General features: G+C 72.4%; 16 protein-coding genes. 2 read left to right on the top strand and 14 right to left on the bottom strand.

Annotated elements, in window-relative coordinates:
* Window positions 1-96 precede the first annotated feature (96 nt).
* From pyrF to pyrR, 8 genes are read right to left on the bottom strand one after another with little or no spacing between them, the layout of a single operon-like run.
* Window positions 97-930: an orotidine-5'-phosphate decarboxylase gene (gene pyrF / locus ACQSSQ_RS09070; protein WP_431326705.1), complete on the bottom strand. Its 834-nt coding sequence runs from the start codon at window positions 928-930 to the stop codon at window positions 97-99.
* A complete protein-coding gene (locus ACQSSQ_RS09065; protein ID WP_431326704.1) occupies window positions 923-1888 on the bottom strand; it encodes a dihydroorotate dehydrogenase in 966 nt (321 codons plus the stop codon). Before ACQSSQ_RS09065 ends, pyrF begins: the two co-directional genes overlap by 8 nt.
* Window positions 1885-2730, bottom strand: coding sequence for a dihydroorotate dehydrogenase electron transfer subunit (locus tag ACQSSQ_RS09060; protein ID WP_431326703.1), 846 nt, complete (start codon window positions 2728-2730; stop codon window positions 1885-1887). The genes ACQSSQ_RS09065 and ACQSSQ_RS09060 overlap by 4 nt, the downstream gene beginning before the upstream one ends.
* Entirely contained in the window at window positions 2727-6071 is a 3345-nt protein-coding gene (gene carB / locus ACQSSQ_RS09055) for a carbamoyl-phosphate synthase large subunit (protein ID WP_431326702.1), read from the bottom strand. Before carB ends, ACQSSQ_RS09060 begins: the two co-directional genes overlap by 4 nt.
* Window positions 6071-7252: a glutamine-hydrolyzing carbamoyl-phosphate synthase small subunit gene (gene carA, locus ACQSSQ_RS09050; RefSeq protein WP_431326701.1), complete on the bottom strand. Its 1182-nt coding sequence runs from the start codon at window positions 7250-7252 to the stop codon at window positions 6071-6073. The genes carB and carA overlap by 1 nt, the downstream gene beginning before the upstream one ends.
* The gene (locus ACQSSQ_RS09045; protein WP_431326700.1) at window positions 7249-8553 is read right to left on the bottom strand and encodes a dihydroorotase; all 1305 of its coding nucleotides are present in this window, start codon (window positions 8551-8553) and stop codon (window positions 7249-7251) included. Before ACQSSQ_RS09045 ends, carA begins: the two co-directional genes overlap by 4 nt.
* Entirely contained in the window at window positions 8550-9536 is a 987-nt protein-coding gene (locus ACQSSQ_RS09040; protein ID WP_431326699.1) for an aspartate carbamoyltransferase catalytic subunit, read from the bottom strand. Before ACQSSQ_RS09040 ends, ACQSSQ_RS09045 begins: the two co-directional genes overlap by 4 nt.
* Window positions 9533-10144: a bifunctional pyr operon transcriptional regulator/uracil phosphoribosyltransferase PyrR gene (gene pyrR / locus ACQSSQ_RS09035; RefSeq protein ID WP_431326698.1), complete on the bottom strand. Its 612-nt coding sequence runs from the start codon at window positions 10142-10144 to the stop codon at window positions 9533-9535. Before pyrR ends, ACQSSQ_RS09040 begins: the two co-directional genes overlap by 4 nt.
* A 191-nt stretch (window positions 10145-10335) precedes the next feature.
* On the opposite strand from pyrR, the gene ACQSSQ_RS09030 reads away from it, so the two are divergent.
* Window positions 10336-10731, top strand: a complete 396-nt coding sequence (locus tag ACQSSQ_RS09030) for an ArsR/SmtB family transcription factor (RefSeq protein WP_431326697.1) — start codon at window positions 10336-10338, stop codon at window positions 10729-10731.
* Window positions 10728-11369, top strand: coding sequence for an SRPBCC family protein (locus tag ACQSSQ_RS09025; RefSeq protein WP_431326696.1), 642 nt, complete (start codon window positions 10728-10730; stop codon window positions 11367-11369). The genes ACQSSQ_RS09030 and ACQSSQ_RS09025 overlap by 4 nt, the downstream gene beginning before the upstream one ends.
* 108 nt (window positions 11370-11477) lie before the next feature.
* Here the strand turns inward: ACQSSQ_RS09025 and nusB are convergent, their stop codons facing one another.
* The 6 genes from nusB to aroC form a co-directional block, all read right to left on the bottom strand.
* On the bottom strand, window positions 11478-11891 hold the full coding sequence (gene nusB / locus ACQSSQ_RS09020) for a transcription antitermination factor NusB (RefSeq protein ID WP_431326695.1): 414 nt from the start codon (window positions 11889-11891) through the stop codon (window positions 11478-11480).
* The gene (gene efp, locus ACQSSQ_RS09015) at window positions 11891-12457 is read right to left on the bottom strand and encodes an elongation factor P (protein ID WP_431326794.1); all 567 of its coding nucleotides are present in this window, start codon (window positions 12455-12457) and stop codon (window positions 11891-11893) included. Before efp ends, nusB begins: the two co-directional genes overlap by 1 nt.
* Window positions 12454-13530, bottom strand: a complete 1077-nt coding sequence (locus ACQSSQ_RS09010) for a M24 family metallopeptidase (protein WP_431326694.1) — start codon at window positions 13528-13530, stop codon at window positions 12454-12456. The genes efp and ACQSSQ_RS09010 overlap by 4 nt, the downstream gene beginning before the upstream one ends.
* A 22-nt stretch (window positions 13531-13552) precedes the next feature.
* Entirely contained in the window at window positions 13553-14647 is a 1095-nt protein-coding gene (gene aroB / locus ACQSSQ_RS09005) for a 3-dehydroquinate synthase (protein WP_431326693.1), read from the bottom strand.
* Window positions 14648-14711: 64 nt separating this feature from the next.
* Window positions 14712-15266 carry a shikimate kinase gene (locus ACQSSQ_RS09000; RefSeq protein WP_431326692.1) on the bottom strand — a complete coding sequence of 185 codons (555 nt, stop codon included), beginning with the start codon at window positions 15264-15266 and terminating at the stop codon, window positions 14712-14714.
* The gene (gene aroC, locus ACQSSQ_RS08995; RefSeq protein WP_431326691.1) at window positions 15263-16441 is read right to left on the bottom strand and encodes a chorismate synthase; all 1179 of its coding nucleotides are present in this window, start codon (window positions 16439-16441) and stop codon (window positions 15263-15265) included. Before aroC ends, ACQSSQ_RS09000 begins: the two co-directional genes overlap by 4 nt.
* Window positions 16442-16490 lie beyond the last annotated feature (49 nt).

Raw genomic sequence — 16490 nt, 5'->3', positions numbered from 1 at the left:
CCGCGATCGCGGAAGACGAGCGCAGCGACCGGGATGGGACGTCGCCGCACGGCGGTTGCCACCCTAGCGGTCACCAGGGTTCACGCCCAGCGGCGGTCAGGCCAGCTCGTCGCGCACCTTCCGGGCCGCCTCGCGCAGACCGGCCACGTCGGGTCCGGCGGCGAGGATCCCCCGGGAGCTGGCCGGAAGGACGTGGTCCCACACCCCGCCGAAGAGCCTGCGGAGGTCGGCGACCGTACCGCCCTGGGCGCCGAAGCCCGGGATCAGCAGCGGACCGTTGATCGCGACGTCCTCGGTCAGGTCGCCCACGGTGGCACCGACGACGGCCCCGTACGAGCCCTGCGGCGTCGCGCCGGCGTTGCGCTCGCGGAGGTGACCCAGCATGCGGCCCGCGACGGTCTGGTCCCCGGCACGGGCGTGCTGCACCTCCGGCCCCTCAGGGTTCGAGGTCAGCGCGAGCACGAAGACGCCTCCGCCGTTGCGCTCGGCCGTGCTGAGGAACGGCTCGAGCGAGCCGAAGCCGAGGTACGGGGAGACCGTGACTGCGTCGACCTGCATCGGCGAGGCGGCATCGAGGTACGCGTCGGCGTACGCCGCCGCCGTGGAGCCGATGTCACCGCGCTTGACGTCGAGGAGGACGAGCAGCCCCGCCTCCCGGGCCGCCTGCACGGTGCGCTCGAGGACCGCGACGCCGGCCGCGCCGTGGCGCTCGAAGAACGCCGACTGCGGCTTGACCACCGCAACCTCGCCGGCCATCGCCTCCACGACCGTCGACGCGAACGTCTCCAGCCCCGACACGTCGTCCGACAGTCCCCAGTCGGCCAGCAGCGACGCGTGGGGGTCGATGCCGACGCACAGCGGACCGTACTCCCCCACGGCGGCACTGAGCCGCGCTCCGAAAGGCGTCATCACGTCTCCTGTCTCAGCCATGTGCCGCTCCCCGGACCTCGTTGAGGGAACGGATGCCCCGCCGTGCGAGCTCGTCCTGCAGCTCGCGCACGACCCGCATCGGCGCGCCGGGGTCGTTGAAGATGACGGTGCCTACCTGCACCGCGAGCGCCCCGGCGAGGATGAACTCGAGGGCGTCGAAGCCGGTCCGGATGCCGCCGACGCCGATGATCGGCAGGTCCGGCAGCGCCTTGCGGATCTGCCAGACCGCGCGCACGGCGACGGGGCGCACCGCCGGGCCGCTGAGGCCGCCGGTGATCCCGCCAAGCCTCGGGCGCAGCGTGTCGGGATCCATGGTGATGCCCAGCAGCGTGTTGATCACGGTCACGCCGTCCGCGCCGGCGTCGGAGACCGCCCCGGCGATGCCGGCGATGTCGGTGACGTCCGGCGTCAGCTTCGCGAAGACCGGGATGCCGTCGGGGATGTGCGGGCGCACCTCGTCGAGCACGCGGTACGACGACTCGGGGTCGCAGGCGAAGACCAGACCGCGGTTCTCGACGTTCGGGCACGAGATGTTGACCTCGATCGCCGCCACGCCCGGTGCCTGCCCGACGCGACGCGCCAGCTCGACGTAGTCCGCCGGCTTGTCGCCCGCGATCGAGACGATCGCACGGGCCCCGCGCTGGACGAGCCACGGCAGGTCGCGGGCGAGGAAGGCATCGATCCCCGGGCCCTGCAGGCCGATGGAGTTCAGCATCCCCGACGGCGTCTCCGCCATCCGCGGGGTCGGGCGCCCCGAGCGGGGGTTGAGCATGATCGACTTCGTGACGATCGCGCCGAGCTCGGAGACGTCGAAGAACTGGTCCAGCTCGCGTCCGGCCGCCGCGCACCCCGACGCGGTCATCACCGGGTTCGGGAGGGAGACGCCGCACAGGTCGACGCCGAGGTCGACCTCCTCGGGGGCGATCGCCGCTGCGCTCGTCGCTGCGGTCGTCGTCATCGCGGACCTCCCAACGTGCCCGGCGGGACGGTCCCGACGGCGTCCCACAGCACCCGGTCGCCCCGGAAGACCGGACCCTCGACACAGCTGCGGACCATGCGGACGATGCCGTCCTCTCCCTCGACGGGCAGGACGCAGGTCATGCAGACGCCGATCCCGCACGCCATCGACTCCTCGACGGCGCACTGGCTCCAGGCGCCGTTCTCCTCGGCGACGTCGGAGACGGCACGCAGCATCCCCATCGGACCGCACGCGTAGACGACCGCTGCGTCGGTGTCGTCGACGAGGTCCGCGAGCAGGTCGGTGACCCGGCCGCGGGTCCCGGTGGACCCGTCCTCGGTCGTGACGTGGACGCTGGTCGCGACCTTGTTGGCCTCGAGCAGGCCGAACAGCCGAGGGGTCGTCGCCGCGCCGAGCACCAGGTGCGCCGCGCAGCCGCGGTCGCGCAGCGTCGTCGCGAGGGAGAACATCGGCGCCGACCCGTAGCCGCCGCCGACGAGCACGCAGGACACCGGCTCCTTCGGCAGCGCGAAGGGCCTCCCGACCGGCCCGACCACGTCGATCGGGTCACCCGGGGCCAGGTCGGCCATCCAGCGCGTGCCCTTGCCGTGCGCGGCGAAGACGATCTCGACCGTCTCGCCGTGCCGTCCTGTCGTCGAGGTGCGGTAGATCGAGAACGCGCGGCGCAGGAGCATCCCGCTGTCGGGTCCGCCGATGGCGAGCGCGACGAAGTGCCCGGGCCGCGCATGCTCGGCGATGCCCTCCGCCGCGATCACGAGGTGGTGGTAGTCGCCGACCGGCGTCCGGGACACCACGGTGCCCGCGGCCTGGGTGGCGCTCACGCCCCCGCCCCCGTGCGTACGGCGTCAGCCCCCGCGCGTACGGCCTCGGCCCACGACTGCAGCGACCGGACCCCGACGCCGCCCTCACGCGCGGCCTCGATGCCCTGGACCGCGGCCGCGAGCCCCTGGACGGTGGTGATGCACGGGACGCCCGCGCTGATCGCCGCGGTACGGATCTCGTACCCGTCGACTCGCGGGCTGCCGCCTGAGGTCGCTCCGTGCGGCGTGTTGACCACGAGCCCGATCTCACCGGAGGAGATCAGGTCGTTCAGCCGCACGCCGTCAGTGGTGGCCGGGGACTCGCTGAGCTTGCGGACCACGGTCGCCTGCACGCCGTTGCGGCGCAGCACCTCGGCCGTGCCCGCGGTGGCGACGATCTCGAACCCGAGGTCGGCGAGGCGCTTGATCGGGAAGATCATGTGGCGCTTGTCGCGATTGGCCACCGAGACGAAGACCTTGCCGGAGGTCGGCAGGCCCTCCTGGGCCCCCGCCTGCGCCTTCGCGAACGCGGTGCCGAACAGCGCGTCGATGCCCATCACCTCGCCGGTGGAGCGCATCTCCGGGCCGAGCAGCGTGTCGACGGTCTTGCCCTCGAGCGTCCGGAAGCGGTTGAACGGCATCACGGCCTCCTTGACCGCGACCGGCGCGTTCGGCCCGACGTCGGCGCCGTCGCCCGTGGCCGGCAGCACGCCCGCCGCCCGCAGCTCGGCGATCGACTCCCCCAGCATCAGCCGGGCCGCCGCCTTCGCCAGCGGGACGCCGGTCGCCTTCGAGACGAACGGGACGGTCCGCGACGCCCGCGGGTTGGCCTCGAGCACGTAGAGCACGTCGGAGCTCAGCGCGAACTGGATGTTGATCAGCCCGCGCACGCCGACGCCCTCGGCGATCGCGTGCGTGGAGGTGCGGATCTTGGCGAGGTCCTCGGCGCCGAGCGTGATCGGCGGGAGCGCGCACGAGGAGTCGCCGGAGTGGATGCCGGCCTCCTCGATGTGCTCCATCACGCCGCCGAGGTAGAGCTCCGTGCCGTCGTAGAGCGCGTCGACGTCGATCTCGACCGCGTCGTCGAGGAACCGGTCGACCAGCACCGGGTGCTCGGGCGAGATCTCGGTGGCCCGCTCGATGTAGTCGGCCAGCGTCGGCTCGTCGTACACGATCTCCATGCCGCGCCCGCCCAGGACGTACGACGGACGGACGAGCACCGGGTAGCCGATCTCGTCGGCGACCTTCTTGGCGCCGGGGAACGACGTCGCGGTCCCGTGCTTCGGAGCGGGCAGCCCGGCGTCGGCGAGGACCCGCCCGAACGCGCCCCGGTGCTCCGCGAGGTCGATGGCCGCGGGCGACGTGCCGACGATCGGGACGCCCTCACGCTCCAGCGCCGCGGCGAGCCCGAGCGGGGTCTGGCCGCCGAGCTGCACGACGACGCCGACGACGGGTCCGGCCTGGCGCTCGGCGTGGATGACCTCGAGCACGTCCTCGAGCGACAGCGGCTCGAAGTAGAGCCGGTCGGAGGTGTCGTAGTCGGTCGAGACCGTCTCCGGGTTGCAGTTGACCATCACGGTCTCGTAGCCGGCCTCCGACAGCGCGAGCGAGGCGTGCACGCACGAGTAGTCGAACTCGATGCCCTGCCCGATGCGGTTGGGACCGGAGCCGAGGATCAGCACCGCGGGCCGCTCGCGCGGCTCCACCTCGGTCTCCTCGTCGTACGAGGAGTAGTGGTACGGCGTGCGGGCCGCGAACTCGGCGGCGCAGGTGTCGACGGTCTTGTAGACCGGACGGATGCCGAGCGCGTGCCGGACCCCACGGACGACGTCGGCGGTCATGCCGCGGATCTTGCCGATCTGCTCGTCGGAGAACCCGTGGCGCTTGGCCTTGCGCAGCAGCCCCGGCGTCAGCTCGTCGGCCGCGGTGACCTCGGCGGCGATCTCGTTGATCAGCACCAGCTGGTCGAGGAACCACGGGTCGATCTTGGTCGACGCGAACAGCTCCTCCATGCTCGCTCCCGCGCGGATCGCGTCCATGACCTTCTTGAGGCGGCCGTCGTGCGGGACCGCGATCTCCTCGAGCAGCGCATCCTTGTCGAGGTCGACCCACTCGCGGCGCCAGTCGAAGGCGGCGTCGGGGCGCTCGAGCGAGCGCAGCGCCTTCTGGAGCGCCTCGGTGAAGCTGCGGCCGATCGCCATCGCCTCGCCGACGGACTTCATGTGGGTGGTGAGCCGCTCGTCGGCGGAGGGGAACTTCTCGAACGCGAAGCGAGGGACCTTCACGACCACGTAGTCGAGCGTCGGCTCGAAGCTCGCCGGCGTCTCGCGGGTGATGTCGTTCGGGATCTCGTCGAGCGTGTAGCCGATCGCGAGCTTGGCGGCGATCTTGGCGATCGGGAAGCCCGTCGCCTTGGACGCCAGCGCGCTCGAGCGCGAGACCCGCGGGTTCATCTCGATGACGACGATGCGGCCGTCCTCGGGGTTGACCGCGAACTGGATGTTGCAGCCGCCGGTGTCGACGCCGACCTCACGGATCACGCCGATCGCGATGTCGCGCAGCCGCTGGTACTCGCGGTCGGTGAGCGTCATCGCGGGCGCCACGGTGATCGAGTCTCCGGTGTGGACGCCCATCGGGTCGAGGTTCTCGATCGAGCAGACGATGACGACGTTGTCGGCCTTGTCGCGCATCACCTCCAGCTCGTACTCCTTCCAGCCGAGGATCGACTCCTCCAGGAGGACCTCGGTGGTCGGGCTCGCGGCGAGGCCCGCCCCGGCGATGCGGTAGAGCTCGTCCTCGTCGCGGGCGATGCCGGAGCCGACGCCGCCCATCGTGTACGACGGGCGGACCACGACCGGGTAGCCGAGGGACTTCACCGCGTCGAGGCAGTCCGGCATCGAGTGGCAGATCGAGGAGCGTGCGACCTCGGCGCCCCAGGCGCTCGGGAGGCCCTCCACGATCGCCTTGAACGACTCGCGGTTCTCGCCCTTCTCGATCGCCTCGACGGAGGCGCCGATCAGCTCGACGCCGTACTTCTCGAGCACGCCGGCCGCGTCGAGCGCCATCGCGGTGTTGAGGGCGGTCTGCCCGCCGAGCGTCGCCAGCAGCGCGTCAGGGCGCTCCTTGGCGATCACGCGCTCGACGAACTCCGGCGTGATCGGCTCGACGTACGTCGCGTCGGCGAACTCCGGGTCGGTCATGATCGTGGCCGGGTTGGAGTTGACCAGCACGACCCGCAGGCCCTCGCTGCGCAGCACGCGGCACGCCTGGGTGCCGGAGTAGTCGAACTCGCACGCCTGGCCGATCACGATCGGGCCGGACCCGATGACCAGGACGGAGGAGATGTCGTCGCGGCGGGGCATCAGCGCACCGTCCCTTCGGTCGTCTCGGAGCGGGGTGTTCGTGCCGCGTCGCCGCGCCGCGCGAGCATCAGGTCGGCGAACCGGTCGAAGAGGTACTCGGCGTCGTGCGGGCCCGCCGCGGCCTCCGGGTGGTACTGGACGCTGAACGCCAGCAGCTCTCCGCTCGCGTCGTGCACCTCCAGCCCCTCGACGACGTCGTCGTTGAGGCACACGTGGCTCACCGCGGCGTCGCCGAAGGGCGTCTTGACCGCGGTGTCGAGGTCGGTGGGCCACGCGACGGCGAACCCGTGGTTGTGGGCGGTGATCTCGACCTTGCCGGTCGTACGGTCCATCACCGGCTGGTTGATGCCGCGGTGGCCGTACTTGAGCTTGAACGTCTCCAGCCCGAGCGCGCGCCCGAGCATCTGGTTGCCGAAGCAGATCCCGAAGAACGGCGTCCGGTCGCGCAGGACGTCCTGCAGCAGCTCCACCGCGTCGGTGGTCGCCGCCGGGTCGCCCGGGCCGTTGGAGAAGAACACGCCGTCGGCGCCGGTCGCGCGGACCTGCTCGAGCGTCGCGTCGGCCGGCAGCACGTGCACCTCGATGCCGCGCTCGGCCATCCGGTGCGGCGTCATCGCCTTGATGCCGAGGTCCACGGCGGCGACGGTGAGGCGCTTCTCGCCGATCGCGGGCACGACGTACGGCTCGGTGGTCGTCACCTCGCCGGCGAGGTCGGCGCCGGCCATCGACGGCGCCGCCTGCACGGTCGCGAGCAGCGCGTCGACGTCGTCGGTGACCGAGCTGATCCCGACGCGCATCGCGCCGCGCTCGCGCAGGTGCCGGGTCAGCGCGCGGGTGTCGATGCCGCTGATCCCGACGACCCCCTGCTCGACGAGGTCGTCCTCGAGCGTGCGGGTCGCGCGCCAGCTGCTGGCGACGCGGGCGGGGTCGCGCACGACGTACCCCGCCACCCAGATGCGCCCGGACTCCGGGTCCTCGGCGTTGACGCCGGTGTTGCCGACGTGCGGGGCGGTCATGACCACGACCTGGCGCCGGTACGACGGGTCGGTGAGCGTCTCCTGGTAGCCGGTCATGCCGGTGGAGAACACGGCCTCGCCGACGGTCTCGCCGATCGCGCCGTAGGACTCGCCGTGGAAGGTGCGGCCGTCCTCGAGGACGAGGATCGCGGGCGTCCGGCTCATGCCGCCACCTCCTCGACCACGGTGCCGTCGAGGACGGTGGGTCGGCCTCGTAGGAACGTCGCGACCACCCGGCCCGGCAGCTCGATGCCGCGGTACGGGGTGTTGCGCGAGCGCGACACCGAGTCCGAGGGCTCGACGACGCGGGTCGCCTTCGGGTCGTACAGCACGACGTGGGCGGGCTCCCCCACCGCGAGCGGACGCCCGTGGGCGGTGACGCGACCGATCTGCGCCGGTGCTGCGGACATCCGCGCGGCGACGCCGGCCCAGTCGAGCAGACCGGTGTCGACCATCGTGTGCTGGACGACCGACAGCGCGGTCTCGAGGCCGGTCATGCCGAACGCGGCCGCCGCCCACTCGCAGTCCTTGTCCTCGCTCGGGTGCGGGGCGTGGTCGGTGGCGACGATGTCGATGACGCCCTCGGCGAGCGCCTCGCGCAGCGCGGCGACGTCGTCGGCGGTGCGCAGCGGCGGGTTGACCTTGTAGATCGGGTCGTACGTCGCGGCGAGCTCGTCGGTCAGCAGCAGGTGGTGAGGGGTGACCTCGGCGGTGACGTCGATGCCCCGCGACTTGGCCCAGCGGACGATCTCCACCGAGCCGCGGGTCGACAGGTGGCAGACGTGCAGGCGCGACCCGACGTGCTCGGCGAGCAGGACGTCGCGGGCGATGATCGCCTCCTCGGCGACGGCCGGCCAGCCGGTGAGCCCGAGGACGCCGGACAGCTCGCCCTCGTTCATCTGCGCGCCCTCGGTGAGGCGGGGCTCCTGCGCGTGCTGGGCGATGACGCCGTCGAAGGCCTTCACGTACTCCAGGGCCCTGCGCATCAGGACGGCGTCGGAGACGCACTTGCCGTCGTCGGAGAAGACCCGGACGCGGGCAGCGGAGTCGGCCATCGCGCCGAGCTCGGCGAGCTGGTCACCGCCGAGGCCGACCGTGACCGCGCCGACCGGCGCCACGTCGCAGTAGCCGTGCTCGCGGCCGAGCCGCCAGACCTGCTCGACGACACCGGCGGTGTCGGCGACCGGGTCGGTGTTGGCCATCGCGTGGACGAGCGTGAAGCCTCCAGCGGCCGCGGCACGCGTCCCGGTCTCCACGGTCTCGGCGTCCTCGCGGCCGGGCTCGCGCAGGTGCGTGTGGAGGTCGACGAGCCCGGGGAGGGCGATCAGACCGTCGGCGTCGATGACCTCGGCGTCCGCAGGGGCCGTGAGGCCGGGACCGATGTCCGCGATCACGCCGTCGACGATCAGCAGGTCTGCCGCCTGCTCGCCGAGGATCGATGCGTTGCGGATGACGTACGCGGTCATGCCTGCCCTTCTGTCGTGTCGTCGGACGTGCTCGTGGAGGTGGTCTCGGCGTCGCGGGCGCCGCTGAGGAGGAGGTAGAGAGCGGCCATGCGGACGGCGACCCCGTTGGTCACCTGCTCGACGATCACCGAGCGCGTCGAGTCCGCGACGTCGGCGGTGATCTCCATGCCGCGGTTCATCGGACCGGGGTGCATGACGATGGCGTGGTCGGGGAGCTTCGCCATCCGCTTGGCGTCGAGGCCGTAGCGGCGGCTGTACTCGCGCGCGCTCGGGAAGAACGCCGCGTTCATCCGCTCGCGCTGCACGCGCAGCATCATCACGGCGTCGGTCTTGGCGAGCACCGGGTCGAGGTCGTACGAGGTCTCCACCGGCCACGACCCCACGCCGTACGGCATCAGCGTCGGCGGGGCGACCAGCGTGACCTCGGCGCCGAGCGTCGTGAGCAGCAGCGCGTTGGAGCGCGCGACACGGCTGTGCAGCACGTCGCCGACGATCGCGACCCGGCGCCCCTCGAGGCTCCGGTCGCCGCTCGGGGCGAGGTGGCGGCGCATGGTGAACGCGTCGAGCAGCGCCTGGGTCGGGTGCTCGTGCGACCCGTCGCCGGCATTGAGGATCGCGGAGTCGATCCAGCCCGCGCGGGCGAGCCGCGCCGGGGCGCCCGAGGCACCGTGACGGATGACGACCGCGTCGGCCCCCATCGCCTGCAGCGTGAGCGCGGTGTCCTTGAGGCTCTCGCCCTTGGAGACGCTCGAGCCCTTGGCCGCGAAGTTGATGACGTCGGCGGACAGGCGCTTGGCCGCGGCCTCGAACGAGATGCGGGTCCGGGTCGAGTCCTCGAAGAAGAGGTTGACCACCGTCCGGCCGCGCAGCGTCGGCAGCTTCTTGATCGGCCGCTCGGCGACGCTGCGCATCTCCTCGGCGGTGTCGAGGAGGAGGACGGCGTCGTCGCGGCTCAGGTCGCCGGCGGAGAGCAGGTGCCTCATCGTCCGTCCTCCCTCGGCGCCGCGGCGGGCTTGGGCGCGGAGACGATCCGGACCTCGTCGCGCTCGTCGGTGCCGGAGACGGCGACCTTCACCTGCTCCGCGAGCGAGGTCGGGAGGTTCTTGCCGACGAAGTCCGCGCGGATCGGCAGCTGGCGGTGACCGCGGTCGACGAGGACCGCGAGCTGCACCGCGCTGGGGCGGCCGAGGTCGTTGAGGGCGTCGAGGGCGGCCCGGATCGTCCGGCCGGAGAAGAGGACGTCGTCGACGAGGACCACGACGCGGTCGTCGAGGTCCACAGGGATGTCGGTCTTCTCCAGCGCGCGGGCCGGCTTGAGCCGCAGGTCGTCGCGGTACATCGTGATGTCGAGGGACCCGTACGGCACGGGGTGGCCGTCGACCTCGCTCATCCGCTCGGCGATCCGGCGGCCGAGCTCGACGCCGCGCGTCGGGATGCCGAGCACGACGACCTGGGAGGAGCCGCGGTTCTTCTCGATGATCTCGTGGGTGATCCGCGTCAGTGCGCGGGAGATGTCGCCTGCGTCGAGGACGACGGTGGACGCTGTGCCCGGGGATGTTGGGGCCGCGGAATCAGGGGTGTGCGCAGACACCGACTGACCTCCTTCTCCGCCTCACGGGACGGTGGTTAAAGGATGTCTTTCGCCGCTCAGCCTACACGTGTGAGGCAGGTCTCCCGGGGTCGCGGGGGCTCGCCGGGCTGCTTCGGGGTCGGCGCCCGCGCACGCCGCACCGGCGTGATTGCGTCTTGACTTATATAAGTGACTGCTTCAGGATGGCGTCCATGGGAGCGTTCGACGTCCTCGGAGACCCGGTCCGCCGCCGCATCGTCGAGCTCCTCGCCCACGGGGAGCTGCCCGCCGGGGAGGTCGCGGCGAAGGTCGGCGAGGAGTTCTCGATCAGCCAGCCCGCGGTGTCCCAGCACCTGCGGGTGCTGCGCGAGAGCGGCTTCGCCACCGTGCGCGTCGACGGGACGCGTCGCCTCTACGCGCTCGACCCGACCCCGCTCGCGGAGGTCGAGGACTGGGCGGCGGGACTGCGGCAGTTCTGGGACCAGCGGCTCGACGCCCTCGGCACCGAGCTGGCACGAGGCGCCCGCGAGCGTCGCCGCGCGCAGCAGCCGGCTCCCCTCAGCGACACCACCACGCACACCCGCACGGACCAGAGGAGAACGTCATGAAGGACCTCATCACCGAGATGGACGCCGTACGCCGCAGCGTCAGGGAGGGCAAGCTCCCGGCCGGCGACGCGCACGTGGTCGCCCTCAGCCGCACCTACCCCGCCCCGCCCGAGGAGGTGTGGGACGCGGTGACCAACCCCGAGCGCATCCCCCGGTGGTTCCTGCCGGTCAGCGGCGACCTGCGCCTCGGCGGCACCTATCAGCTCGAAGGCAACGCCGGCGGCGAGATCCGCGTCTGCGAGCCGCCGCGCCGTCTGCTCGTCACGTGGGTCATGGGCGAGCCCGAGGGGCCCGAGGACGCCTCGATCGTGGAGGTGCGGCTCGAGCCCGACGGCGAGGACGGCACGCGCCTCGACCTCGAGCACACCGCCGTCGTGCCGCCCGAGATGTGGGACCAGTTCGGCCCTGGGGCGGTCGGCGTCGGGTGGGACCTCGCACTGCTCGGGCTGTGGGCCAACCTCACCGGCCTCGAGCTCGGCTCGCCCGAGCAGCTCGACAAGGATCCGACGATCCGGGAGTGCATGACGACGAGCAGCCGGGCCTGGGGCGAGGCGCTGGCGACGACCGGCGCGTCCGCCGACGACGTCGCGGCCAAGGTCGCCGCCACGACGGCGTTCTACGTGCCGCCGTTGGACTGACCGGCATCCGGCCGCCACACGCGAACGGGCGGTGAGCCTGGTCCCACCGCGCACACGCGTCGTGGGACCGGGCTCACCGCCCGGCGGTCTTCGTGAGGACGTCGGCACTCAGGCCGACAGGGTCGGCTTGACCTCCACCAGCCGGCTCAGCAGCCCGCGCACGAACGTCGGCGAGTCGTCGGTCGACAGCTCTGCCGCGAGGTTCACGGCCTCGGATACCGCGACGGCGTCCGGCACGTCCTCGCGGTAGAGCACCTCGTACGCGCCGATCCGCAGCAGGTTGCGGTCGACGGCCGGCATCCGCTCGAGCGACCAGCCCTGGGCGTACTCCTCGAGCAGCACGTCGATGCGGTCGCGGTGCTCGCGCACGCCCTCGACGAGCTCGATCGTGTACGGGTTGACCGGAGGGTCGCCGGCGGCGACGCGCCCGTCGAGGGTCGCGCCGACCTCACGGCTCTGCAGCTCGCTCTCGAACAGGACGTCGAGAGCGCGCTTGCGGGCCTTGGTGCGGGAACCGGCCATCAGGAGCTGACGCGGCCCAGGTAGGAGCCGTCGCGCGTGTCCACCTTGACCTTCTCGCCGGTGGTGATGAACAGCGGGACCTGGATCTCGCGACCGGTCTCGAGACGTGCCGGCTTGGTGCCGCCAGACGAGCGGTCGCCCTGCAGACCCGGCTCGGTGTACTCGATGCTCAGCTCGACCGACGCCGGGAGCTCGATGTAGAGCGGGTTGCCGTCGTTCATCGCGACGACGGCCTCCTGGTTGTCGAGGAGGAAGCCCGAGGCGTCACCGACGGTGGCCTCCGGCAGCTCGTACTGGTCGTACGTCGCGGTGTCCATGAACACGTACGAGGTGCCGTCGTGGTACAGGAACTGCATCGTGCGCTTGTCGACGTTGGCCACGTCGACCTTGACGTCGGCGTTGAAGGTGCGGTCGACGACCTTGCCCGAGAGCACGCTCTTGAGCTTGGTGCGGACCACGGCACCGCCCTTGCCGGGCTTGTGGTGCTGGAACCACACGACGGACCACAGCTGCCCGTCGAGGTTGAGCACCATGCCGTTCTTCAGGTCGTTCGTCGTTGCCATCAGGCGAGCTCCAGGAGGTCTTTGGTCGCGACCGTGAGCAGCTCGGCTGCGCCGTCGGTCACGACGAGGGTGTCTTCGATCCGCACGCCGCCACGCCCCGGCACGTACACGCCGGGCTCCACGGTCAAAGGGGTGCGACGTTCCAGTCTAACGGGCTCGGTCGGACGCAGGAACGGGTCCTCGTGGATCTGCAGCCCGACGCCGTGCCCGAGGCCGGTCGTGAAGTGCTCGAGCCATCCCGCGTCGTCGAGCACCTGACGCACGGTCGCGTCGACGTCGGAGCCGAGCGCTCCCTCGCGGACGGTGTCGACGCCCGCCTGCTGCGCCGCGCGCACGACCTCGTACGCCTCGCGCTGCCACGCGTCCGCGCGGCCCACGACCACCGTGCGGGTGCAGTCGGCGTGGTAGCCGTCGACGCGCGCGCCGAAGTCGATCTTGAGCAGCTCGTCGCGCCCCACGGGACGGTCGGTCGGGTCGTGGTGCGGGATCGCGGCGTTCTCCCCCGCGGCCACGATCGTCTCGAACCCGATCGCCTCGGCACCCTTCGCGTACATGGTCCACTCGAGGTCGCGCGCGATCTCCCGCTCGGTCCGGCCGAGCAGCGGTCCGGCGAGGACCTCGTCCAGCGCCTGGACGGAGATGTCGCACGCCCGGCGCAGCGCGTCGAGCTCGCTCTCGTCCTTCACCACGCGGAGCTGCTCCACCGCGCGGTCCAACGAGACGAGCGCGACCTCGCCGTACGCCTCACGGGCGCGGGCGTGGTCGTCGACGGTGAGCACGTGGGTCTCGACGCCGACCCGTGCCGCGCCCGCGGCACCGGCCGCGAGGGCGCCGATCAGATCGCGGTTGATCGTGACCGCGACGTCAGGAGACTCCTCGGCGGCCTGGTCGCGGTAGCGTCCGTCGGTCACGAGCTCGGCGGAGCCGTCCTCCGCGACGCGGACGGCCCCGTTGGACCCCGTGAACCCGGTCAGGTAGCGGACGTTGACGAGGTCAGTGATCATCGCCGCGGCCAGGCCGCGCTCGCGCAGGAGCGTGGCCAGGCGCTGACGGCGGGCGAGGTGCTCGGCAGGCATGCGGTCAGCCTACGCGGGCGGGTCAGCCCGAGATCTCGGCGTACGCAGCCGTCAGCAGGCCCTGGTCCGGGCCGGGGAAGATCACCGGCTCGGCCAAGCCGTCGAGCACCACGAACCGGAGCTGGGCCCCGCGGGACTTCTTGTCGAGGCGCATCCCGGCGAGCAGCTCGTCCCAGACGCCGGGGCGGTAGCCGGTCGGCAGGCCGAGCGAGCCGAGGACGGCGCGGTGCCGGTACGCGAGGTCGGCGTCGATGCGCCCGTCGAGCCGCGCGAGCTCGGCGGCGTACACCATGCCGATGGCGATCGCCGCGCCGTGACGGAAGGAGTACGACTCGTACCGCTCGATCGCGTGCCCGAGGGTATGGCCGTAGTTGAGCGCCTCGCGCCCGATCGTGCCGTCGGCGCCGGTCTCGGTCAGGTCCCCCGCCACGACGGAGGCCTTCACGCGGATGCCGCGCTCGACGATCTCGCGGAGCACGTCGCCGCGGACGTCGAGGGCCGCGCCCGGATCGGCCTCGACCCGCTCGAGGATCACCGGGTCGGCGATGAACCCGCACTTCACGACCTCGGCCAGCCCGGACCGTACCTCGTTGAGCGGGAGGGTCGCGAGCAGCGACAGGTCGCAGATGACGCCGGTCGGCTCGTGGAAGGCGCCGACGAGGTTCTTGCCCTCGGGGGTGTCGATCGCGGTCTTGCCGCCGACCGCCGCGTCGACCATGCCGAGCACCGTGGTGGGGATCAGGACGTGGCGCACCCCGCGCAGCCAGGTGGCCGCGACGAAACCGGCGAGGTCGGTCGCCGCCCCTCCGCCGACGCCGATCACGACGTCAGACCGGGTGAAGCCGGCGCGCCCGAGGACGCCCCAGCAGAACGCTGCCACGTCGGACGTCTTCGCAGCCTCCCCGTCCGGGATCTCGACCGCGTGCACCTCGCGCCCGCCGGCGGCCAGAGACGACCGGATCGCCTCCCCCAGGCCGCGCAGCGACCCGGGGTGCAGCACCGCGACGCGGGCGGCGTCCTCCGGGATCAGCCCCGGGAGCTCGCCACTCAGACCGGTGCCGACGACGACGTCGTACGGCGCATCGGTGGCGACATTGATGCGGGTCGGTTCTGCCACGACGGACTCCTCGGTGAGCGGCGTGCGGTGCACGCGCGGCGGCTGGTGGGCGTACGGGCTGGGGTCACCCGAGCAGGGTCAGGATCTCCTCGGCGATCGCGGCGGGCGTACGGCCGTCGGTGAGCACCACGTGCGTCGCCACCGCCTCGTACGTCGGACGTCGGGCGTCGAGCAGACTCTTCATCTGCGAGCGTACGTTGCCGAGCAGAAGCGGCCGGGTGCTCGTCAGACCGACCCGCGACGCCGCCTCGGCGAGGCCGACGTCGAGGAACACCACCGTGTGCCCGGCCAGCGCGTCGCGGTTCTCGGCCCGCATGACCGCGCCGCCTCCGAGGGCGAGGACGCCGCGGTGCTCGGCGAGCGCGGCCGCCACGGCGACGGCCTCGAGCTCGCGGAAGTGCTCCTCGCCGCTGGTGACGAAGAGCTCGCCGATCGTCGTGCCCTGCGCTTCCTCGATGTCGGTGTCGGTGTCGCGGACGGCGACCCCGAGCGACTCGGCGAGCAGCGCGGCGACGGTCGACTTGCCGGCACCGGGCGGGCCGACGAGGACCACGACCGGGCGCGGCACGATGTCCTGGGGCGCCACGTCGCCGGGGCCGCTCACGGCTGCCGTGCTCACGCGGGCGTCATCGCGGCGAGGTACGACGCGACGTTGCGGGCGGTCTCGGTGACGGAGTCGCCGCCGAACTTCTCGAGGAGGACGTCCGCGAGAGTCAGCGCCACCATCGCCTCGGCGACGATGCCCGCAGCGGGGACCGCAGCGACGTCCGAGCGCTGGTGGTGCGCCTGCGCCGGCTCGCCGGTCGTGACGTCGATGGTGCGCAGCGCGCGCGGGACGGTGGCGATCGGCTTCATCGCCGCGCGCACGCGCAGGACCTCACCGGTCGACATGCCTCCCTCGGTGCCGCCGGAACGGCCCGACGAGCGACGGATGCCGTCGTCGGTGCCGACGATCTCGTCGTGCGCGAGCGACCCGCGGGTGCGCGCGAGGTCGAACCCGTCGCCGAGCTCGACGCCCTTGATCGCCTGGATGCCCATGAGCGCCGCCGCGAGCCGGGCGTCGAGCCGCCGGTCCCAGTGGACGTGGCTGCCGAGCCCCGGCGGGAGCCCGTGCACGACCACCTCGACGACGCCGCCGAGGGTGTCGCCGTCCTTGCGGGCCGCGTCGACCTCCTCGACCATCGCGGCCGACGTGGCCGGGTCGAGCGTGCGGACGGGGTCGGCGTCGAGGCGCTCGACGTCGTCGATCGTCGGGATCAGCCCGGCCGGGGCCTTGACCGAGCCGAACTCCACCACGTGGCTCACGACCGTCGCGCCGCACGCCTCCCGGAGGAAGGCCGTCGCCACGGAGCCGAGCGCGACGCGGGCCGCCGTCTCGCGGGCGCTCGCGCGCTCGAGGACGGGTCGGGCCTCGTCGAAGCCGTACTTCTGCATCCCGACCAGGTCCGCGTGGCCGGGGCGGGGGCGTGTGAGCGGCGCGTTGCGGGCGACGCCGGCGAGCTCCTCGGCGTCGACCGGGTCGGCGGCCATGACCTGCTGCCACTTCGGCCACTCGCTGTTGCCGATCCGCAGGGCGATGGGGCTGCCGAGGGTGAGGCCGTGGCGGATGCCGCCGACGATCTCGAGCTCGTCGGCCTCGAAGTTCATGCGGGCCCCGCGGCCGTAGCCGAGGCGCCGCCGCGCCAGCGCGTCCGAGATCGTCGCGCTCGTCACGGAGACGCCGGCAGGCATCCCCTCCATGACAGCGACCAGTGCAGGACCGTGGGACTCCCCGGCCGTCAACCAACGAAGCATGGGCCAAGTCTGTCATGCAGCTGCGCGACGGCCGTCACGGTCTCGCGCC

The organism is Mumia spirodelae, assembly GCF_050632745.1.
In the GTDB taxonomy this organism is placed as follows: domain Bacteria; phylum Actinomycetota; class Actinomycetes; order Propionibacteriales; family Nocardioidaceae; genus Mumia.
This window is presented reverse-complemented; position numbering and strand designations above follow the sequence as displayed.

Bases quoted from the DNA above. Each gene is read 5' to 3' on its own strand.
- pyrF (WP_431326705.1), bottom strand. From the start codon at position 930: ATGGCTGAGACAGGAGACGTGATGACGCCTTTCGGAGCGCGGCTCAGT.
- ACQSSQ_RS09065 (WP_431326704.1), bottom strand. From the start codon at position 1,888: ATGACGACGACCGCAGCGACGAGCGCAGCGGCGATCGCCCCCGAGGAG.
- carB (WP_431326702.1), bottom strand. From the start codon at position 6,071: ATGCCCCGCCGCGACGACATCTCCTCCGTCCTGGTCATCGGGTCCGGC.
- carA (WP_431326701.1), bottom strand. From the start codon at position 7,252: ATGAGCCGGACGCCCGCGATCCTCGTCCTCGAGGACGGCCGCACCTTC.
- ACQSSQ_RS09045 (WP_431326700.1), bottom strand. From the start codon at position 8,553: ATGACCGCGTACGTCATCCGCAACGCATCGATCCTCGGCGAGCAGGCG.
- ACQSSQ_RS09040 (WP_431326699.1), bottom strand. From the start codon at position 9,536: ATGAGGCACCTGCTCTCCGCCGGCGACCTGAGCCGCGACGACGCCGTC.
- ACQSSQ_RS09030 (WP_431326697.1), top strand. From the start codon at position 10,336: ATGGGAGCGTTCGACGTCCTCGGAGACCCGGTCCGCCGCCGCATCGTC.
- ACQSSQ_RS09025 (WP_431326696.1), top strand. From the start codon at position 10,728: ATGAAGGACCTCATCACCGAGATGGACGCCGTACGCCGCAGCGTCAGG.
- nusB (WP_431326695.1), bottom strand. From the start codon at position 11,891: ATGGCCGGTTCCCGCACCAAGGCCCGCAAGCGCGCTCTCGACGTCCTG.
- ACQSSQ_RS09010 (WP_431326694.1), bottom strand. From the start codon at position 13,530: ATGCCTGCCGAGCACCTCGCCCGCCGTCAGCGCCTGGCCACGCTCCTG.
- aroC (WP_431326691.1), bottom strand. From the start codon at position 16,441: ATGCTTCGTTGGTTGACGGCCGGGGAGTCCCACGGTCCTGCACTGGTC.